This is a genomic window from Ruegeria profundi (assembly GCF_020171505.1).
GTDB lineage: Bacteria > Pseudomonadota > Alphaproteobacteria > Rhodobacterales > Rhodobacteraceae > Ruegeria > Ruegeria profundi.
Genome location: NZ_JAIUZS010000001.1, coordinates 269399 through 288259 on the forward strand (window position 1 = coordinate 269399; position 18861 = coordinate 288259).

Annotated in this window: 20 protein-coding genes and 1 tRNA gene; 7 read left to right on the top strand and 14 right to left on the bottom strand. The window is 55.1% G+C overall.

Annotated elements, in window-relative coordinates; genetic code table 11:
• The first annotated feature begins 2 nt into the window (after positions 1 to 2).
• Positions 3 to 257, top strand: coding sequence for a hypothetical protein (locus LCM21_RS01245; protein WP_224888972.1), 255 nt, complete (start codon positions 3 to 5; stop codon positions 255 to 257).
• Positions 258 to 298: 41 nt separating this feature from the next.
• Here the strand turns inward: LCM21_RS01245 and LCM21_RS01250 are convergent, their stop codons facing one another.
• Complete coding sequence (locus tag LCM21_RS01250) at positions 299 to 1840, bottom strand: helicase HerA-like domain-containing protein (RefSeq protein ID WP_224888973.1); 1542 nt, start codon at positions 1838 to 1840, stop codon at positions 299 to 301.
• Between the two features lie 436 nt (positions 1841 to 2276).
• Between LCM21_RS01250 and LCM21_RS01255 the strand changes: the two genes are divergently transcribed.
• A complete protein-coding gene (locus tag LCM21_RS01255; protein WP_068331285.1) occupies positions 2277 to 2870 on the top strand; it encodes an invasion associated locus B family protein in 594 nt (197 codons plus the stop codon).
• 55 nt (positions 2871 to 2925) lie between these two features.
• Here LCM21_RS01255 and LCM21_RS01260 read toward each other — a convergent pair whose 3' ends face one another.
• The 4 genes from LCM21_RS01260 to LCM21_RS01275 are packed head-to-tail and all read right to left on the bottom strand — an operon-like array spanning position 2926 to position 7163.
• The gene (locus LCM21_RS01260; protein WP_224888974.1) at positions 2926 to 4134 is read right to left on the bottom strand and encodes a beta-ketoacyl-[acyl-carrier-protein] synthase family protein; all 1209 of its coding nucleotides are present in this window, start codon (positions 4132 to 4134) and stop codon (positions 2926 to 2928) included.
• Positions 4135 to 4143: 9 nt separating this feature from the next.
• Complete coding sequence (locus LCM21_RS01265) at positions 4144 to 4401, bottom strand: acyl carrier protein (RefSeq protein WP_068331289.1); 258 nt, start codon at positions 4399 to 4401, stop codon at positions 4144 to 4146.
• Positions 4402 to 4433: 32 nt separating this feature from the next.
• Positions 4434 to 5525, bottom strand: coding sequence for a UDP-3-O-(3-hydroxymyristoyl)glucosamine N-acyltransferase (gene lpxD / locus LCM21_RS01270; RefSeq protein WP_224888975.1), 1092 nt, complete (start codon positions 5523 to 5525; stop codon positions 4434 to 4436).
• Between the two features lie 33 nt (positions 5526 to 5558).
• Positions 5559 to 7163 carry a L,D-transpeptidase family protein gene (locus tag LCM21_RS01275; protein ID WP_224888976.1) on the bottom strand — a complete coding sequence of 535 codons (1605 nt, stop codon included), beginning with the start codon at positions 7161 to 7163 and terminating at the stop codon, positions 5559 to 5561.
• A 354-nt stretch (positions 7164 to 7517) separates the two neighbouring features.
• Between LCM21_RS01275 and mepK the strand changes: the two genes are divergently transcribed.
• Positions 7518 to 8087 carry a peptidoglycan L,D-endopeptidase MepK gene (gene mepK / locus LCM21_RS01280; protein ID WP_068331295.1) on the top strand — a complete coding sequence of 190 codons (570 nt, stop codon included), beginning with the start codon at positions 7518 to 7520 and terminating at the stop codon, positions 8085 to 8087.
• 132 nt (positions 8088 to 8219) lie between these two features.
• Here the strand turns inward: mepK and LCM21_RS01285 are convergent.
• The 9 genes from LCM21_RS01285 to iscR all read right to left on the bottom strand — a co-directional run bounded on the left by LCM21_RS01285 (position 8220) and on the right by iscR (position 15853).
• Positions 8220 to 8296: transfer RNA gene (locus LCM21_RS01285), tRNA-Arg, on the bottom strand.
• A gap of 66 nt (positions 8297 to 8362) precedes the next feature.
• Complete coding sequence (locus LCM21_RS01290) at positions 8363 to 9583, bottom strand: cysteine desulfurase (RefSeq protein ID WP_224888977.1); 1221 nt, start codon at positions 9581 to 9583, stop codon at positions 8363 to 8365.
• A 13-nt stretch (positions 9584 to 9596) separates the two neighbouring features.
• Positions 9597 to 10163, bottom strand: a complete 567-nt coding sequence (locus LCM21_RS01295; protein ID WP_068331299.1) for a Yip1 family protein — start codon at positions 10161 to 10163, stop codon at positions 9597 to 9599.
• Positions 10160 to 10645 (bottom strand): YIP1 family protein, encoded by a 486-nt coding sequence (locus LCM21_RS01300; protein ID WP_068331302.1) that lies wholly within the window; start codon positions 10643 to 10645, stop codon positions 10160 to 10162. The genes LCM21_RS01295 and LCM21_RS01300 overlap by 4 nt, the downstream gene beginning before the upstream one ends.
• Positions 10645 to 11925: a SufB/SufD family protein gene (locus LCM21_RS01305; RefSeq protein WP_224888978.1), complete on the bottom strand. Its 1281-nt coding sequence runs from the start codon at positions 11923 to 11925 to the stop codon at positions 10645 to 10647. Before LCM21_RS01305 ends, LCM21_RS01300 begins: the two co-directional genes overlap by 1 nt.
• Positions 11925 to 12680: a Fe-S cluster assembly ATPase SufC gene (gene sufC / locus LCM21_RS01310; protein ID WP_224888979.1), complete on the bottom strand. Its 756-nt coding sequence runs from the start codon at positions 12678 to 12680 to the stop codon at positions 11925 to 11927. The genes LCM21_RS01305 and sufC overlap by 1 nt, the downstream gene beginning before the upstream one ends.
• A 71-nt stretch (positions 12681 to 12751) precedes the next feature.
• Positions 12752 to 14272 (bottom strand): Fe-S cluster assembly protein SufB, encoded by a 1521-nt coding sequence (sufB, locus tag LCM21_RS01315; protein ID WP_068331308.1) that lies wholly within the window; start codon positions 14270 to 14272, stop codon positions 12752 to 12754.
• 18 nt (positions 14273 to 14290) lie between these two features.
• A complete protein-coding gene (locus LCM21_RS01320) occupies positions 14291 to 15334 on the bottom strand; it encodes a cysteine desulfurase family protein (RefSeq protein ID WP_224888980.1) in 1044 nt (347 codons plus the stop codon).
• Between the two features lie 60 nt (positions 15335 to 15394).
• Complete coding sequence (gene iscR, locus LCM21_RS01325) at positions 15395 to 15853, bottom strand: Fe-S cluster assembly transcriptional regulator IscR (protein WP_068332565.1); 459 nt, start codon at positions 15851 to 15853, stop codon at positions 15395 to 15397.
• A gap of 176 nt (positions 15854 to 16029) precedes the next feature.
• Between iscR and LCM21_RS01330 the strand changes: the two genes are divergently transcribed.
• From LCM21_RS01330 to LCM21_RS01345, 4 genes are all read left to right on the top strand, one after another.
• Positions 16030 to 16683: an alpha/beta hydrolase gene (locus LCM21_RS01330; RefSeq protein ID WP_068331311.1), complete on the top strand. Its 654-nt coding sequence runs from the start codon at positions 16030 to 16032 to the stop codon at positions 16681 to 16683.
• The gene (locus tag LCM21_RS01335; RefSeq protein WP_068331313.1) at positions 16683 to 16928 is read left to right on the top strand and encodes a hypothetical protein; all 246 of its coding nucleotides are present in this window, start codon (positions 16683 to 16685) and stop codon (positions 16926 to 16928) included. The genes LCM21_RS01330 and LCM21_RS01335 overlap by 1 nt, the downstream gene beginning before the upstream one ends.
• Positions 16925 to 18082 (top strand): HD domain-containing protein, encoded by a 1158-nt coding sequence (locus LCM21_RS01340; protein ID WP_224888981.1) that lies wholly within the window; start codon positions 16925 to 16927, stop codon positions 18080 to 18082. Before LCM21_RS01335 ends, LCM21_RS01340 begins: the two co-directional genes overlap by 4 nt.
• 372 nt (positions 18083 to 18454) lie before the next feature.
• A complete protein-coding gene (locus tag LCM21_RS01345; protein ID WP_224888982.1) occupies positions 18455 to 18790 on the top strand; it encodes a DMT family transporter in 336 nt (111 codons plus the stop codon).
• Positions 18791 to 18861 lie beyond the last annotated feature (71 nt).

Here is an 18861-nt window from a genome sequence, read left to right on the forward strand (position 1 = left end):
ATATGAAAACATCGTTTATCCGCTGTATCCTTGTGCTGCCGGTTGTCGCCAGCCTCGCCGCATGTATCCCATCCCCCAAAGATCTAGAGACTGAACCAGTAAAGGTTCAAACCCCAAAGGGTGAGGTGACCTGTCAGCTTTACCGTCAGAACCGTGTCGTATGGGACCGCGCCATCGACTTCCCGGCCACGAAAATGTCCGTACCCGAAGCGGACAACTATTGCCGGCAGGAAGGCCAACGCCGGCTGAATCAATAAGATCGGCAATCGAAATCTTTCCGTCGCGCCGGGCCTTGTATCTACTTGGCCCGGAACAGCCCGCCCAGAATGCCGCGAACAATCTTGCGACCGGTTGTTCCCTTCAACTCTTTGATCACGGCCTCGCTCATCGCTGAGGCGAAGGTATCTTTCTGCCGCATTCCCCGCGAGGACGACCGACCGACCCGACTGCCGGAATAGCGCCTGGCCGTAGCAAATTCACGTTCAGCCATGGTTTGCTTTTCTTCGTTTTCTTCGGCCTCCGCAGCGGCCAGTGCGGCCTGATCAGCCCGTGCTTTCAAGATTTCGAAGGCTGACTTACGGTCTTTCAGCTCACCGTATTTGGCTTGCATGGGCGACGCGGCCAAAACCGCTTTTCGGTCGGCCGGGGCGATTGGACCCAAGTGGGTGGCCGGCGGGCGGATCAAGGTCCGCTCCACGATCCCGGGCACACCTTTCTTCTGCAACATGGATGTTACCGCCTCACCAACACCAACCTCTCGGATTGCGGTTTCCGTATCAAAAGCGGGATTCTCGCGATATGTTTCAGCGGCAAGACGCAGGTTCTTCCGGTCACGCGCAGTGAACGCGCGCAAGGCGTGCTGAACGCGGTTCCCTAATTGGCCAAGAATGTCCTCTGGAATGTCCGCCGGATTCTGTGAGATGAAATAGACCCCAACCCCTTTGGACCTGATCAGGCGCGCGACCTGCTCGACCTTGTCCACAAGAACTTTGGGCGCGTCTTCAAACAGCAGATGCGCTTCGTCAAAGAAAAACACCAGTTTCGGCTTATCCGGGTCGCCGACTTCGGGCAGTTCTTCGAAGAGTTCACTCAGCAGCCACAACAGAAACGTAGCATATAGGCGTGGCGACCCCATCAACTTGTCCGAAGCCAGGATATTCACCACCCCCTGTCCGTTTTCATCTGTCCGCATCAGATCAGACAATTCCAGCGCGGGTTCGCCAAACAGATTTGTGCCCCCTTCATTTTCAAGAACAAGTAAGCGTCGCTGGATCGCGCCCACCGAAGCCGTCGAGACGTTGCCGTAGCGCAATGACAATTGCGCACGGTTCTCACCGATCCACACCAACAACGCCTGCAAGTCCTTAAGGTCCAGCAGAGGCATTCCTTCTTCGTCTGCCACGCGGAAAGCGATATTCAGTATTCCCTCCTGCGCCTCGCTCAGGTTCATGAGGCGGGACAAAAGCAACGGGCCCATCTCGGTCACGGTGGTTCGCACCGGGTGGCCTTGTTCACCGAAAAGATCCCAGAATGTCACTGGACACGCGGCATATACATAATCCGTAAATCCGATGCGCGAAGCACGATCCTGAAACGCCTGATGAAGTTTGTGACCTTCACTGCCAGCTTTGGCTAGCCCGGATAAATCCCCTTTGACATCGGATAAAAACACCGGAACGCCAGCCTTCGAAAACCCCTCGGCAAGAATTTGAAGAGTTACCGTTTTGCCTGTGCCCGTAGCACCTGCAATCAACCCATGTCGGTTGGCATATTTCAACGTCAATGACTGAGGCTGTTTGTAGTCTTCACCAGCACCGCCCAAAAATACATTTTTATCCATTTTTATATGGCCTTAATTTCCATCGATCTGCCAACAGCATACAAAGTTAACCTTTGACTGCGATAGTGAATTTGCCGACTGCGTTGCCCAAGGCGACAGACGGCAAACTTCCTCCCTGTCGACTGACCGCGCCTTCGGGCGCGGTTTTTTTAAGCAAGACTTGATTTTCCATTAAAAATTCAGGTTTTCAGTTGACCCTTGCGTCTGCCTTTCGTAACGTTTGCGCATAACTAAGTCGGCCAGTCCGACGGGGAGAAAAATTTACGAAAGGGGGCCGCTCCACCGGCTCCCTTTTTTGCTGGACAATGTGCCGCCGCAACAAGTGAAATGGCAAAAATCCGATCACATCTCCCCTATTTTGCAGCTTAACACCTGACACTATAATCCAAGGGTGGTAAGACCCACAAAAAAGCTCAACCAACGTGCTGAGGCATTCATGATCAAGAAACTTCTATCGCTTACTTTATCAGCCGCCGTGCTGATTTCTGGCGCGGTCAGCGCGCAAGAGGCGCAGTCGCAAGGGACCGAAACCGCGCCTGCGGAAAACGGGCTGGACCTTGGTACCACCGGCCCTCGTGTCGGAGAGCAGTTCGTTCGCGAAACCTCCGGTGATTGGGAAATCTCGTGCATCAAGGCCCAAACCGGCGAAGATCCCTGCGCCATGGTTCAAATCCTCAACGGTCAACAGGGTGAGCCGCTGGCCGAAGTGACAATTGGCAAGCTTCCCGAAGGCGGCGCGGCGGTTGCCTGGGCTAACGTGATCGTGCCGTTGGAAACGCTATTGCAAGCGCAGCTTGCCCTGTCCATCGATGGCGCGCCGCGGAAACTATACAACTATCATCACTGTGTTCCCGTTGGTTGCATTGCTCAGTTAGGCTTTAGCCAGCCAGAAATCGAGGCGATGAAGTCCGGTTCAAAGGCCGTGGTATCTCTGGTCCCCGCGCGTTTCCCCGATCAAGTGTTGCAGATGGACATGTCACTTAACGGATTTACGGCGGCTTTCGACGGTCTGAGCGTCAATCAGAACTGACTGAAAAACGCCACCGGGTTGAAACGGTGGCGTTTTTGCTTCCAGCGTGCACTAATCAAACTTTTTTCAGCGCCAGAACTGCGTTCAAACCGCCGAATGCAAACGCATTACTTAGCGCCACGGTGACCTTGGCTTCACGCGCATCGTTGGGCACTACGTCCAACGCGCATTCCGGGTCAGGCTCTTCATAGCCAATGGTCGGAGCGATCACACCGTCGCGCAAGGCCATAATACAAGCCAGCAACTCAACTGCGCCCGTGCCGCCGATAAGGTGACCATGCATAGATTTCGTTGACGAGATCATCAGATCATCTGCATGCGGCCCAAACACGTCGGCCACTGCTGCGCATTCGGTTTTATCATTCGCGGCCGTACCGGTGCCATGGGCGTTGATATAGCCAACCTGATCCGCATCCAAACGCGCATCAGCCAACGCCCCGGACATTGCCCGCGCCGCCCCCTGTTTGCTAGGCATCACGATGTCAGTCGCGTCAGATGACATGGCAAAGCCAACGACCTCACAAAGGATATCCGCGCCGCGCGCGCGCGCGCGATCGTATTCTTCAAAGACGAAGATACCAGCGCCTTCGCCCTGCACCATCCCGTTGCGGTTGGCACTGAACGGTCGGCAGGCATCCTTGGACATGACGCGCAACCCTTCCCAGGCCTTCACGCCACCAAAGCACAGCATGGATTCCGACCCACCCGTTAGCATCGCCGGTGCCGCGCCACTTCGGACCATCTGAAACGCCAGCGCCATTGCGTGATTGGATGAGGCGCAAGCGGTCGAGACGGTGAAGCTTGGCCCTTTTAGATTGTGCTCCATCGAGACATGACTGGCCGCTGCATTATTCATCAACTTGGGAACAACAAAGGGGTGAACGCGGTTTTTGCCATCCTCGTAAACCGAACGATAGTTGTCATCCCAAGTCGAAACACCACCACCCGCAGTACCAAGCACCACCCCGGAGCGGGCTGCGAGGTCACCATGAAATTCGATTCCGGATTGGTCAATCGCTTCTTTCGCTGCTGTCAGCGTGAATTGCGTAAAGCGATCATACAAGCTCATTTGTTGGCGGTTGAAGCGCCCTTCCGCCTCGAACCCGCGCACCTGACCGCCGATTTGGATAGACAGCCGCTCAACATCGCGGAACTCAAGCTCTGAGATACCGCAACGCCCTTCGCGCATGGCTTCGAACGTGTCGGGGACGGAATGACCCAGCGAATTGATCGTCCCTGCCCCGGTAATAACAACGCGTTTCATGCTGTTATGTCAGACTTTTTCAGACACAAGTTTTTCAATACCGGTGATGATGGCGGCAACGTTCGATATGTCAAAATCGCTGGCTTCCGGTTCGTTCGCGTTGAAGGGTACCGAGATATCGAACTCTTCCTCGATTGCAAAAATGCTCTCGACCAATCCCAAACTGTCGATCCCCAAATCCTCAAGCGTACTTTCAGGTGTAACGTCCGAAGGCTCCAGCACGGCCTGCTCAGCAATGATTGCGATGACGCGGTCGGTGATGCTCATGTCGGTCCTCTGATTATCCCGTTGGGGGTGATTTAATCGCTCGGGGGCTGTTTGAAAACAGCCTTTTTCAGCGCCTCGACGTCACGTGCCAGTCTGGGCAAGCGCCGTTGCGTTTTGTAAATGTCTGTATGCGTTTCCATTTTTACGGCCGGGTAGCCCATGATGACCCGGCCCGCAGGTACATTCGAAAGGATTTTGGTGCCGCCTCCCGCAATGACGCCATCGCCAATAAAGATGTTGTCCACCACGCCGGTCTGGCCACCGAGTACCACATTGTTTCCAATTTCAACCGAACCGGACACTCCAGCTTGGCCGCAAATCAAACAGTCCTGACCAACACGCGTGTTGTGCCCAATATGTACAAGGTTATCCAGCTTGGTCCCGTTGCCGATGCGGGTGTTTCGAATTGTCCCGTTATCGACCGTGCAATTGGCACCGACCTCGACATCATCCCCGATCTCAACTGCGCCCAGCGAGTGAATGCGCTGCCAGCTTTGCGCCTGCGCATCGCCTTTGTCACCCATCGTTTTGCGGACGTTTTCAACATCTGAAACCTCGGGCGTGACAAAACTGAACCCATCGGCCCCGATCCTCGCGCCGGGTTGCGCAATAAAGCGGTCGCCAATCTGCACACGCGCACCGATGCTGACCATCTCTCGCAATACCACGTTTTCCCCCAAAACCGCATCAACCCCGATAACGCAGTGAGGTCCGACTACCGCACCATTACCGATGCGAGCCCGTGCTCCGATAACTGTAAGTGGCCCGACCGAGGCGCTCTCGCCGATTTCGGCGCTTGGGTCTATCACAGCCGAGGGGTGAATGCCCGGCTCAACGCCCTGCCCTCGGTCCAACATCGCTGTGATTCCAGACATTGCCATGCGTGGTCTGACAACAAAAATCGCAGCCTTCAGCCCCATTGCCTGCCAGTCTGCGCCTTCCCACAAAACAGCCGCTTTCGCTGAACCACCGTTCAGCGCCTCGGCATATTTCGGAGACATCGCCATCGCTAGGTCCGTAGGACCGGCGTCTGCCGGTTCAGCGGCACGCGCGACAACAAGGTTACCATCGCCGCGATATTCGGCGCCCAGGGCCTCGGCTATTTGCTGGATTGAATACTGCATGGGGCTTCTCTGATTAAGGATCTGCCCCGCTGATTACCCCTGAACGTCCGGCAGGGCCACCCCCGCCTTTTGCAAAGCTTCCCAGATTTTCCGATCACGGTCATAAACATCGCGGCGATACTGAACCTCGCCCTTTGGGCCGATATAGGCCGTGCGATAGATCAGATGGACCGGCACGTGTTCTTCCAACTGAACAGTGGTTTCCTTGCCTGTGGCTAGAATGCGATGGAAGAACGCCTTTGGATCTTCTTCCTGCTTCGCCAAAAGTGCATAGGCAAACTCAAACGGATCTGCCAAGCGGATACACCCATGCGAAAAGGCCCGAACCTCGCGCGCGAACAGGTTTTTCTGAGGCGTATCATGTAGATAGATGTTGTATTTGTTAGGGAACATGAACTTGACCAAGCCCAAAGCGTTGCTTTGGCTCGGCGGTTGACGCATCGCAAACGGGAAGTTCCGAGCATTGAACTGAGTGAAATCCACCGCTGCACGGTTTACCTGACGGCCGCTTCGATCCGTGATGTGGATATGCCCAACCGCATTTGGGTTGGACTGCAGTTTAGGTAGATACTCTTTGGTGATGATCGAGCGCGGAACGTACCAACTAGGGTTGATCACCAAATGCTCCATCTCGTCTGAGAACTCAGGGCTGCGACGATCGTGAGTATTTTTGCCAATGACAGTGCGTGTTTCAAACGTGACTAATCCGTCATCAACAATCTTGGCTGAAAAATCAGCTTGGTTCACCAGAATGTGGCGTTCTCCGCGTTCACGCGGCAACCAGCGCTCACGCTCCAGCGCGACATACACGGCTTTGAGCCTTTCCGACGCGCTCCGGTTCAGCTCAGTGATGGTGCCTTGCCCGGCAACGCCGTCTGTCGCAAGCCCGTGGTCAGCCTGAAATGCCTTTACTGCGATCAGCATCGCGCCGTCGAATTCAGGGTTGGCGGTTGGCCGCAGATATCCCATAGAAACCAACCGGTTGCGCAGCTTAATTACATTCGGACCGGTATCACCATATTCCAGTTTGGACACCGGAACCGTCGGCCCCCACCCGCCTTGGTTGACGAGTGTCTCCAAAGCCATCTTTTGTTTCATCAACGCGCGATATTGGGTCGTCTGCGGGGCCAGCTGATCAAAATAGGTATCGTCTTGCGCGGCGACTAGCCCATTCAAATGGTCCTTGGCTGAAACCCTCTCAACTTTTCGCACCAGGCCATCGTCGATCTCAGACGGGCGCAGCACACCGGATTGAAGGTTGCGCGCATATTCCACAAACGCCTTGCTCAGTTTGATTTCCACGGCACCAAGGTCGCGCGTTGTCCGCGCCGTTTGCATCTTATCAATAAGGGTCTGAACGCTATACGATCCTTGCGGCAAACCATGCATATCCGTCGAGGCGAGCGCCTGAATCAACCTCGACCGGCGTGCCACATGCTCAGGAGTTTCGCCCACCCAAACCGGGGCAAACCCGTTTTCACGGTAAAACTCTGCAACCCCCGAGCCCGTAGGTACGAACTCGGCCACGGCCATTTGAAACGCCGTTGAAGACCGTGGCTCGGCACTCGCCATGGAAGCCGAAGACACAAATAGTGCGGTAAAGACAATAACAGTACGCGTCCGAAAACCTGAAATCATAAGATCGCCTTGATTATTCGTTATTTTCTGCTGCTGGGGTGCGCTCTCGCTAAATATGGTGGCGACCCCGATGGCTTGTCTATTCACAAATGTACTAATAAAACGCATCTTCAAGCGCGTGATGCGTGTTTGCATCGCACGGCGGTTCCTTGCCGCCATATGCCCCGGTATTATACATAATTTCATCACCTGCGCAAAAAATCGCCGAAAATTCCCCCTAGAAAACCTGAATCTGAAAGACTTCTTGGCGGGCGAATCCGACTGTGGCATAAATTGCGCATCTGGGATGGGAAATAATTAAGAAGGCGCGCGTAACATCGTGTGCAGGCAGGAACAGTACGGGACGAAACTAAAATGACGATGAGCAGTACTTCGGGGTTAACCCGACGTGCCCTATTGGGTGCATTTGCGGCCACGGCAGTTGTGGCTTCACCGACTTATTCCAATGCAGCGGGTTTCCTTCGGGGTGGAGGGGATATCAGGCGCATACGCATGTATTCCGGTCGCACGGGTGAGCGGATCGACATGGTTTATTGGGTAGACGGAAAATACATCAAAGATGCCGTTAAAGAAGTAAATCATTTCATGCGCGATTGGCGGACCGATCAGGTCAAAGACATGGATTTACGCACGATCGACATCATGGCGGCCGCGCACAATCTGCTGGATGTCAACGAGCCTTATATGTTGCTGTCCGGCTACCGTTCGCCCAAAACAAACGCAATGCTTCGATCCCGCTCGCGCAGAGTTGCCAAAAACTCGCTCCACATGAAAGGTCAGGCGGCGGATTTGCGTCTCTCTTCACGTTCGGTTTCGCAAATGGCACGGGCTGCCATATCCTGTCGCGCTGGCGGCGTCGGCAAGTATTCGCGCTCAAATTTTGTCCATATGGATTGTGGTGAAGTTCGCAGCTGGGGCGGTTAACGCCCTTGGGGAATACTTCTGAACGATGAGCGCCCGTGGGGGCTCTTTGTTTTTGCGGAGTGGCTCAAACGAAAACGACGCGCAGTATAAACGTCAGCGCAATTTGATTAGCTCAGGTCCAAGTGAAGAGTATGGCGCACCTGAGAGGATTCGAACCTCTGGCCTCTGCCTTCGGAGGGCAGCGCTCTATCCAGCTGAGCTACAGGTGCCTGTGCCGTTAGCTAACCTTGTTCCGATCCGGGTGCAACTGCAAATCAGCCCGGATCGGTCAAGTTTCACGCAAAGAGATCATGCGCCAATTCAAGCGCGTCGATCAGGGTATCGACCTCATCCTTGGTGTTATAGAGGCCAAAACTCGCCCGGCAGGTTGCAGTCACGCCGTAGAAATCCATCAGCGGACCAGCGCAATGGTGGCCCGCCCGTACGGCAACACCTTTCTTGTCGAGAATAGTGGAGACGTCATGCGCATGACCTGCCCCGTCCAGCGAAAAGCTGAAGATCGCGGCCTTGTCGGGACGAGTGCCCTGCATCTGCAACCAGTTCAGACCAGTTAGCTTTTGCATCGCATAGTCACGCAGACCAGCCTCATGCGCAGCGATGTTCGTCATACCCAGATCCATCATATATTCAAGCGCAACACCCAGACCTATCGTCTGCACGATGCCAGGTGTACCAGCCTCGAATTTCATGGGCGGATCGTTGTAGATCACCTGATCCTTGCTAACCTCTTTGATCATGTCCCCGCCACCTATGAAGGGGCGCATCTCGGCCATGCGCTCGGACTTGATATAAATCGCACCCGAACCAGACGGACCATAGAGCTTGTGGCCGGTGATCGCGTAAAAGTCGCAGCCAATATCCTTAACGTTGACCGGCAAGTGCACGGCGCCTTGGCTGCCATCGACCAGTACTGGCACACCCTTGGCATGCGCGCCTTCGGTGATTGCCTTCACGTCAACTACTGTTCCCAGAACATTCGAGCAATGTGTTACAGCCACAAGCTTGGTTTTGGGGCCAATCGCATCAATCACAGCCTGCGGATCCAGCCCGCCATCCGCATCCACATCGACCCATTTCAGGACAACGCCCTGACGTTCACGCAGAAAATGCCAGGGCACGATATTGGCGTGATGCTCCATGACGCTGAGAACAATCTCATCACCAGCTTGTAGACGCGGCATGGCCCAGCCGTAGGCAACCAGATTGATACCTTCGGTCGTGCCCGAGTTCAGTACGATTTCATTCTCATTCACTGCCCCAAGAAACTTGGCGATCGTTCCGCGCACGGCCTCGTATTTCTCGGTCGCCAGATTGGACAGGAAATGCAGACCGCGATGCACATTCGAATACTCCTCGGAATATGCACGGGTTACAGCATCTATCACGACCTGCGGCTTCTGCGCCGAGGCACCGTTGTCCAGATAGGTCAGCGGCTTTCCGTTCACCTCGCGCGATAGGATTGGAAAATCTGCGCGAATTTTTTCTACGTCATACATGGTATTTCTATCCCTATACCGGTCCGCTGGGTGTCAGTGCCAGGACAAACGGCAATGCGATCAAGGCAGACAGCACAATGACCCCGAAAGACTTCCAGAGCGTTCCGAATTTATGCGCTTCATTAAGAAAATGGAGCGTGACGTAAAGGCTCACTATCGCGGTGGCAAACAGAAACAGTACCATCAGAAACGGCATCGCAATAGCAAGCACCAGGGTGATGAACATTGCCGTAATCTGTAGGTATTGCAGCCAGATTGTCAGCGTCATGATCTCAGTAAAAGAGGCGACCCCGCCAAGCAGACGTCCGGCCAAAAGGAACGCCGCAATACTGAAAAGTATCAGGGCTCCGGAACGAACCAGACCCATGAAAATCGGTTCAGGCGGCGGGGCTTCGAAGCCATCCGGAACTGGCATAAGGTAATCAAAACCGAACTGCACCAGACCATTCAGTACGACGGCCAGAAAAAAACCAAGCCACAGAACTTCGCGTCCGGGGCGAAAGGCCAGTAGATGACGCGCGGCCTCGGCCGGGTTGGTCAGGGTCATCACCGCGAGGTTGCCCAAAGTTATGCTATTCATTCCGCTTGCCTTTGCGCTTGTCGGAGGCCTGCCAGCCAGAACCAGATAAAAACCGCAAGCCATATGACCCCGACAAGTGTCAGTGCCGGGCCGGGTCCCAAGAAGCCTGCGACAAGGCCATTCAGCAGCACCAGAGGTGTGGACGACAACAATGCCCAAAAGAGCGCAAGCCTGGCACCATAGGCCGAACCGCGTCCGCCAGCCAAACGTGCCGCACCATAGGACACGAACGCAAGCACATATAGAACCAGAGGCAGGATGATTACGGAGCCCAACAAAGCTCCGCCCATCAGCATATTCAACTCCAGCCCTTCCAGATGTGCCCTGCGCGCAAGCGCCGGAAGCTGCGCGATAAAGGCTATCACGCAGAACCCCATGACGAAGATCAGCGCCCTGTCTTCCCGCTGCCCAAGATCAAGCAGACGGCGCACCACCCGCCCCGGCCCCCGATACGTGGCCACGATATCTGCTGTCAGAGGCATCAGCTACGCCGCGCTAACCAGCCTTCCAGACGGGTCACGATCTCTTCCGCCAACGCACGGTCTTCGATCTCGTCTACCGCCTCGGCCAGAAAGGCCAGGGTCAGCATGTTCGTCGCATCCTTGTATGGAACGCCCCGCGAGCGCAGGTAGAACAACGCAGTCTCGTCGATTGCGCCTGATGTCGAGCCGTGCGAACAGGCCACGTCATCTGCATAGATCTCAAGCTCGGGCTTGGCGAGGAACTGGCTATCATCATCCAGAAGCAGAGATTGACTGATCTGGTACCCATCCGTTTTCTGAGCACCTTCTTTAACCAGAATCTTGCCCTGGAACACGCCGGTTGCTCCGTTGCGCAGGACCTTCTTGAAAACTTGGCGGCTTTCGCAGTTCACTGCGTCATGGGTGATAAACACCGTGTCATCATGGAGGAAATCTCCATCCCCAACACACGCGCCAGCCACATGGGCAACCGCATCATCACCGGTCAGTTCCACGACCTGTTCGTTACGGGTCAGAACGCCATTCACGGTGAGGGTGAATGACTTGTACGTCGATTCTTTGCCCAGCCGAGTGAACATATGCGTAACAGCGCGCCGCTCGTGATCGCGACCCTGCGCACGGATGTGATGCAGCGTGCCATTGTCCGCAATGTCAATCTCCATGCACTTGTTGAACCGAGACGCCGCCGGACCGGTTTCCAATATGGTCACCTCCGCATCGCTTTCAACACGGATGACGTGATGCAGGATCGCATCTGATGTCTCTGATTCATGGCGATAGACAAAGTTGATGGGCTTGGACGGCTTACCCGTAACGTGAATGGCAACACCATCCGTTGCATATGCCGTATTCAGCGCCGCCAACGGTCGCTGCACCGGGGTCTGGCCCCGCTCTTCCAGCTTGCCATACAACTCTTTGGCCCAATGGATGTCCTTGCAGCAGATATCCTCCAGACGGTCGATCGTTACACCCTCAAGGGTCAGATCGTCCGAATCTTCCGGGCTGAAAACGCCGTCGATAAAGACAATAGACAGGCGATCCACATCGCTGAACACCAAGGGTTCGCCTGCATTCAATACAGCCGCTTGCGTTGCTTGCGGTGAAACGAGCGTGTCGGGTTGGGTATACTTCCAGTATTCATCACGGCGACCCGGCAGGCCCATTTGATTTACACGAGCCAAAGCGCCCTCACGCGCTGCCTTCGTGCAGCCCGGATCCGGCATCGTCAGAGACGCTAGCCGCGCCTCGGTTGCGGTTTGTTTTGCTTGCGGCAGGGCCATTAGTTCACCTCGGCCAGGATGTCGGAATACCCGTTATGTTCGACTTCCAGCGCCAGTTCAGGGCCGCCGGATTTCACGATACGCCCATCCGCCATGATGTGAACGACGTCTGGTTTGATGTGATCAAGCAAACGCTGATAGTGGGTAATCACAAGAAAACCACGGCCCGCATCACGCAGTGCATTCACACCTTCGGACACCAGCTTCATCGCGTCCACATCAAGGCCCGAGTCGGTTTCATCCAGGATGCACATCTTAGGCTCAAGCATCGCCATTTGCAGGATTTCATTGCGCTTCTTCTCACCGCCCGAAAACCCGACGTTCACCGGACGCTTGAGCATGTCAGCATCAATCTTCAACGACTTCGCTTTCTCACGAACAACCTTCAGGAATTCAGCCGCCGACAGTTCATCTTCGCCACGAGCCTTTCGCTGTGCGTTCACTGCAGTCCGCAGAAAGGTCATGTTTCCAACACCCGGGATTTCGACCGGATACTGGAATGCAAGGAAGATACCAGCCGCGGCGCGCTCTTCAGGCTCCATCTCAAGCAGGTCTTGCCCGTCCAGCGTGGCCGAGCCTTCGGTGACTTCATACCCGTCACGTCCGGACAGCACATAGCTGAGCGTTGATTTGCCCGAGCCGTTCGGCCCCATAATCGCGTGTACTTTACCGGCCTCGACCGTGAGGTCTACGCCTTTGAGAATCCGCTTATCTTCTTCTTCCAGCTGTACGTGCAGGTTCTTGATTTCCAGCATGTTTTGTCCTTTGGGGTATCGCTTGAGGGGCGCTTGCCCCCCTTATTTTTGAGTAGATGGAAAGCAGGAGGTCAGCCCACAGACCCTTCGAGGCTGATGGCGACCAATTGCTGTGCTTCCATGGCAAATTCCATCGGCAGTGCCTGCAGGACATCCTTGCAGAACCCGTTGACGACCAGCGCCACGGCTTCTTCTTCGTCCATACCGCGCTGACGGCAATAGAAGAGCTGATCGTCATCCACTTTGGACGTCGTCGCCTCGTGCTCAACACGGCTCGAGTTGTTTTTGACCTCGATATACGGAACCGTGTGGGCGCCGCATTTGTCGCCGATCAACAAGCTGTCGCATTGCGTGTAGTTCCGGCTGTCTTTTGCCTTGGGGTGCATCGACACCAGGCCGCGATAGGTATTTTGTGCCTTGCCCGCGCTGATACCCTTGGACACGATGCGCGACTTGGTGTTCTTACCCAAATGCACCATCTTCGTGCCGGTATCTGCCTGTTGCATGTTGTTCGTGATCGCGATCGAGTAGAACTCGCCCTGGCTTTCATTGCCGCGCAGGATGCAAGACGGATATTTCCACGTTACAGCAGAGCCGGTTTCCACCTGTGTCCACATCACCTTGGACCGATCACCGCGACAATCGGCGCGCTTGGTCACAAAGTTGTAGATGCCGCCCTTGCCGTTCTCATCCCCAGGGAACCAGTTCTGAACGGTCGAGTATTTAACCTCGGCGTCTTCTTCGACGATGATTTCAACCACAGCGGCATGCAGCTGCGCCGTATCACGCTGAGGTGCGGTGCAGCCTTCCAGATACGAGACGTAAGAGCCCTTATCAGCAATGATAAGCGTCCGTTCGAACTGACCCGTGTTTTCTGCGTTGATGCGGAAATAGGTGCTCAACTCCATCGGGCAGCGAACGCCCGGCGGGATATAAACGAATGAACCATCCGAAAACACGGCCGAGTTCAATGTGGCGTAGAAGTTATCCGACACCGGAACAACAGTGCCGAGATACTTTTTGACCAGTTCGGGGTGCTCTTTGATCGCCTCAGAGATTGAGCAGAAGATCACGCCATGCTTTGCCAGTTCATCCTGGAACGTCGTTCCGACAGACACGGAGTCGAAAACAGCATCCACAGCAACCTTGCGCCCTTCCGCGGGGATGTTTTCCGCACCTTCAACACCGGCCAGAATCATCTGTTCTTTCAAGGGAATGCCAAGCTTTTCGTAGGTTGCCAGCAGCTTGGGGTCGACCTCATCCAGCGATTTCGGCTTTTCTTCCATCGATTTCGGACGGGCGTAGTAATACTGGTCCTGAAAGTCGATTGGCGGATAATGGACCATCGCCCATTTCGGCTCGTCCATTTTGGTCCAGCGTTCGAAGGCCGACAAACGCCATTCGGTCATCCACTCGGGCTCTTCGTTTTTTTCAGAGATCAGTCGAACGATATCGGGGTTCACACCCTTGGGTGCGTACTCCATCTCGATATCAGTATCCCAGCCGTATTTGTAGGTTCCGACCTCGCGCACCGCGTCAACGGTTTCCTGATCGACGCCTTCTTTTACCTGGGTCTGGTCCAATGCGGCCATGTCGTTTTCTCCGTCAGGTCACGCGGCACGCGCGCGATGTTTCTTTTCTTTTTCCAACCACGCTTCAGCAAAGCGCAGCACGTTCTCTTCTGTCGTCGAAGGTCCCAGCGACACGCGTATCGCGCTGGCAGCTGTAACCTCATCGAATCCCATCGCGGTAAGGACCGCGCTAGCGCGCACCTTTCCGCTTGAGCAGGCCGAACCTGCGCTTACCGCAAATCCTGCCAGATCCATCTGCATCACCTGGGTTTCGCCCTTCCAACCGGGGGTAGCAAAACACAGGGTGTTTGGCAGGCGGTCCTGCTCTTTCCCGATAAAAATAGTAGATTTAGAACCGGCCTCAAGAGCCATTTCTAGAATATTTCTAAATTCTTTCACTTGTTCCCAAACACCATTGGCCAGATCGCGGGCAGCCGCTTCAGCCGCAGCCCCAAATCCCGCGATTCCAATGACATTTTCCGTTCCCGAGCGACGACCCATTTCCTGACCGCCACCTTTGATCTGGGCGGCCAAATCGGTTCCACGTTTCATCACGACTGCGCCAACACCTTTCGGACCGCCCAGTTTGTGCGCCGAAATCAAAGCCATCTGCGCGCCCAACCAGTTGAAGGCAACCGGTAGCTTGCCAAATGCCTGCGTCGCGTCAGTGACCGCCAGACCCGCTGGCAGCGTCTGAACAATCCCGGTTTCCGAATTAGCAAGCTGCAGAGTCGAAGCCTCGGGATCGACGACGTCAACCCGGCCAGACGCATCCGCGATAAGATCCTCGGTGATCCACGACCTGACTGCGTCATGTTCCACGGCCGAGCCATGCAGACCGCGACCGGCCAGCGCAAGCGCCGCACCTTCGGTCGAACCTGATGTAAACACGATATCGGCACCATCCGCTCCGAATGCCGCGGCGACTTGAGCGCGAGCACGCTCGATCAGTGCCTTCGCCGCGCGACCCTCGGCATGGACAGAAGATGGGTTGCCGCACAAATCCATCGCCGCGATCATCGCCTCTCGGGCCTCGGGGCGCAGAGGGGTCGTTGCATTGTGGTCAAGGTAAATACGACTCATGGATTCACCTTTTCCCAAATGCCAAGACCCACACAAACAACGATCAACAGATGCATCGTATTACTCGTCCACTACAGCAAAAAGACTTGGAACGGCGGGACACGGGGCCAGATCGTTCTTTATCACATCGGACAACCGCGTCTGATGCAGGAACACGTAGACATGTGCGCTCAGGCTTTCCCACAAACGGTTGGTCAAGGATTGCGCCCGGCTTCCCGAAGACGCACCAGACGCCCCTGCCCCTTTTTGCAAAGCGTCTACTGTTTCGTCCACGGCCGACAAAATTTCGACCACGCGAATTTCCGAAGCAGCGCGCGCCAGACGATACCCCCCACCCGGCCCGCGAACCGAAGATACAAGGTTGGCTCGGCGCAGTTTTACGAACAACTGTTCGAGATAAGGCAGCGAAATGTCCTGACGCTCGGATATCTCGCCCAAAGTAACAAGCTTATCGTCCGGCTGAAGCGCGATATCAGCCAGAGCAACCATGGCATAACGACCTTTGGTTGAAAGCTTCATTCTATTCCCCTTAAAGCTGATATCGCGCGAAAAGATTGACGCCGCCGCTGCCAGTGCGTATCTCCGACAAGCAGCGTCGTGCGCGACGCAACGTAGTTAGAACCGTTCTAAGGTGCAGGAAGATAGCCGTCAAGCCTATCGCGGCACCCAGAAAACAAGACAGGACCAAAGCACACATGCCCGAGGTGATTTTTCCCGGACCCGAAGGCCGCCTGGAAGGCCGTTACCACCCGCAAAAGGAAAAAGACGCACCGATCGCCATCGTGCTTCATCCGCACCCACAATTTGGCGGGACGATGAATAACAAGGTCGTGTACAACCTGCACTATGCCTTTTATAACATGGGCTTCACCGTCTTACGGTTCAATTTCCGTGGCGTGGGCCGCAGCCAGGGCGAATATGATCAGGGCGTAGGTGAACTCAGCGACGCAGCATCGGCGTTGGATTACCTGCAATCCATGAACAACAACTCCAAGCATTGCTGGGTTGCCGGATTCTCGTTCGGTGCGTGGATCGGTATGCAGCTTTTGATGCGCCGACCCGAGATTACGGGTTTCATCAGCGTATCGCCCCCTGCAAATATGTACGACTTTTCGTTTCTGGCTCCCTGCCCGTCGTCTGGCCTGATCATCAACGGATCTGCCGACCGAGTGGCGCCTCCGGCCGATACGACAGCACTGGTAAGCAAACTGCACGAGCAAAAGGGAATCACCATCACCCATACCGAGGTTGAAGGCGCTGACCACTTTTTTCAGGACCGTCACATGGATACGCTGATCACCGATGTAAGTGATTATGTGAAACGCCGCTTGACCGAGAATACGCGCTGATGTCTGACACCATCATTACCCTCGCCTCTAAACTGGCCGAGGACACGATGAAAGTCATGGATGAAACCGGTGACGATCGGTTCTTTGTTGAAGTGGGCGAACTTTTGGGTGCGTCCTCTCAGACATTGGAAGAAGCGTTTTTGACCGAGATCCGCGTAAGGCTGGCAGAACGCAAAGCCCGGAACTTCGTGATCAAAAGACTGTCTGATCACCGCGCAAAAACAAAAGCGATAGAAAAACAATGAGCGACAGACTGTCTGCGCAAATCGATTTTCTGAAACGCGCGGACAGCCTGAAATCGGTTGACCGCGCCAACTTTCTGCTTGACCAGTCCCGCCCCGAAAACGCGGCAGAACATAGCTGGCAACTTGCGCTGTGGGCTTTGGTCATGCAGCCGCTGGCAGATGACGCTGTGTGCATCCACCGCGTCATTCGCATGTTGTTGCTGCACGATCTGGTCGAGATTGTCGTCGGCGATCATCCGATACACCTGAAAACCGATTGGAATGCGGTCGAACAGGCCGAGCAGTCCGCAGCGGTTGAAGTGTTTGGCCTGTTGCCCTCTGATCAGGCTACGGAATGCCTGCATCTTTGGCGTGAGTTTGAGGCCGACCAAACTCCCGACGCTAGGTTTGCCAAGTACCTTGATCGCTGCCAACCAATGTTTCAGGTGCTGTGCGCGCCGCACGCCAATCCGGATCATCTAACTATTGTACAGGAAAACCTGAGCAGTGGGCGAGCGGCCTATCTCGAGTCCGAGTTCCCAGACGCCTACAGTACAGCTCATAGCCTGCTGATCGGGCATCCACCCGCAGAAACCGAGTTCTCGATCAGGCTAGGTTTTCTCGCAGAGACCGACAAACTGAAATCCGTCTACCGAGCCTCGCGCCTGCTCAGCGGTGACCGGCGCGAGAATTCGGCTGAACACTCGTGGCACATCATGATATTTGCCTGGATTCTTTCTGGACAGGCAGCGCCCGACGTCTCAATCGACCGCGTTTTGCAAATGCTGCTGTTGCACGACATCGTCGAAATCGACGCCGGGGATCACCCCATTCATGGTCAGGTCGACCACGCTGCTCAGGAAGCCGAGGAACAGGCAGCCGCCGAGCGTCTGTTCGGGTTGTTGCCCAGCGAACAAAAGGCTGAGTTCCTGTCGTTGTGGCAAGAGTTCGAAGCAGCCGACAGCCCGGATGCCCGCTTTGCCAAAGCTGTGGACCGGTTTCAGGCTCCGGTCGGAAACCTCGCCACTGACGGCGGGACCTGGGCGGATTACAATGTCACGCTTGCGCAGATTGACCAGCGCGTGGGAGTTCCGATTCGCCGTGGCGCTCCGGGTCTGTGGGCGTGGCTCAAACCGCAGCTCGATACCTATTTCGCGACCACGGTCGGCATTTAGAAAAGAAAAAGGGGCACAACGGCCCCTTTTCCCCTGTTTCGGCAGGCGCTAAAACCCGAAAACCATCTAACCGCTCAACAAAATGGTCGCGTTTTGTCGACGGACCCCCCGTCAGTTAGCCACCCAAGCACCACAATCTTTACCGAAACAAATACGAGAATACCCGTAAGTTTCGTGCAACAAACAGCCGCCCAGCAAAAACCTTTAAAATCAGAAGCTTTCTATCCGAAAATGATCCGCATTAGTAGTCAGGTTATCCATACTTCACACCACCTGGCAGGTTAAACAAAAGATGGATAAAGCCCAGAATATTCTTGCTCGCCAGGCTTTTTTCATGCTCAACCTCACAAAACTTTTGTTGAGATTTTCATCGTGCCCAAAGCCTACTTCTTCCTGCTGCTGGCGGTCATCGCCGAAACCATCGGCACCACGTCCTTGCAAGCCAGCCAGCAATTCAGCCGTTTCTGGCCATCCGTTCTGGTTGTCATCAGCTACGGTATCGCTTTTTACCTGCTTGGCCTTACCCTGAAGTACATGCCGGTCGGGATTGTCTATGCTATCTGGTCCGGGCTCGGGATCTTTTTTATCGCGGTCATCGGTTTCATCGTTTTTGGGCAGAGGCTGGATTGGCCTGCTGTCATCGGATTACTGATGATTCTGGGCGGTATTCTGATCATTCACCTGTTTTCCAAAACGGTTGGCCACTGATCACCGGTTAGGGCTGGTCTATTTGCTCAAACCACGCTATGCGCGCGGCAACTTCCCGTTCAAAGGCTGAC

Bases quoted from the DNA above. Each gene is read 5' to 3' on its own strand.
- LCM21_RS01275 (WP_224888976.1), bottom strand. From the start codon at position 7,163: ATGATTTCAGGTTTTCGGACGCGTACTGTTATTGTCTTTACCGCACTA.
- mepK (WP_068331295.1), top strand. From the start codon at position 7,518: ATGACGATGAGCAGTACTTCGGGGTTAACCCGACGTGCCCTATTGGGT.
- LCM21_RS01305 (WP_224888978.1), bottom strand. From the start codon at position 11,925: ATGGCCCTGCCGCAAGCAAAACAAACCGCAACCGAGGCGCGGCTAGCG.
- LCM21_RS01335 (WP_068331313.1), top strand. From the start codon at position 16,683: ATGTCTGACACCATCATTACCCTCGCCTCTAAACTGGCCGAGGACACG.
- LCM21_RS01295 (WP_068331299.1), bottom strand. From the start codon at position 10,163: ATGAATAGCATAACTTTGGGCAACCTCGCGGTGATGACCCTGACCAAC.
- LCM21_RS01255 (WP_068331285.1), top strand. From the start codon at position 2,277: ATGATCAAGAAACTTCTATCGCTTACTTTATCAGCCGCCGTGCTGATT.
- LCM21_RS01265 (WP_068331289.1), bottom strand. From the start codon at position 4,401: ATGAGCATCACCGACCGCGTCATCGCAATCATTGCTGAGCAGGCCGTG.
- LCM21_RS01340 (WP_224888981.1), top strand. From the start codon at position 16,925: ATGAGCGACAGACTGTCTGCGCAAATCGATTTTCTGAAACGCGCGGAC.
- lpxD (WP_224888975.1), bottom strand. From the start codon at position 5,525: ATGCAGTATTCAATCCAGCAAATAGCCGAGGCCCTGGGCGCCGAATAT.
- sufC (WP_224888979.1), bottom strand. From the start codon at position 12,680: ATGCTGGAAATCAAGAACCTGCACGTACAGCTGGAAGAAGAAGATAAG.
- sufB (WP_068331308.1), bottom strand. From the start codon at position 14,272: ATGGCCGCATTGGACCAGACCCAGGTAAAAGAAGGCGTCGATCAGGAA.
- LCM21_RS01290 (WP_224888977.1), bottom strand. From the start codon at position 9,583: ATGTATGACGTAGAAAAAATTCGCGCAGATTTTCCAATCCTATCGCGC.
- LCM21_RS01300 (WP_068331302.1), bottom strand. From the start codon at position 10,645: ATGCCTCTGACAGCAGATATCGTGGCCACGTATCGGGGGCCGGGGCGG.
- LCM21_RS01250 (WP_224888973.1), bottom strand. From the start codon at position 1,840: ATGGATAAAAATGTATTTTTGGGCGGTGCTGGTGAAGACTACAAACAG.
- LCM21_RS01260 (WP_224888974.1), bottom strand. From the start codon at position 4,134: ATGAAACGCGTTGTTATTACCGGGGCAGGGACGATCAATTCGCTGGGT.
- LCM21_RS01330 (WP_068331311.1), top strand. From the start codon at position 16,030: ATGCCCGAGGTGATTTTTCCCGGACCCGAAGGCCGCCTGGAAGGCCGT.
- LCM21_RS01320 (WP_224888980.1), bottom strand. From the start codon at position 15,334: ATGAGTCGTATTTACCTTGACCACAATGCAACGACCCCTCTGCGCCCC.
- iscR (WP_068332565.1), bottom strand. From the start codon at position 15,853: ATGAAGCTTTCAACCAAAGGTCGTTATGCCATGGTTGCTCTGGCTGAT.
- LCM21_RS01245 (WP_224888972.1), top strand. From the start codon at position 3: ATGAAAACATCGTTTATCCGCTGTATCCTTGTGCTGCCGGTTGTCGCC.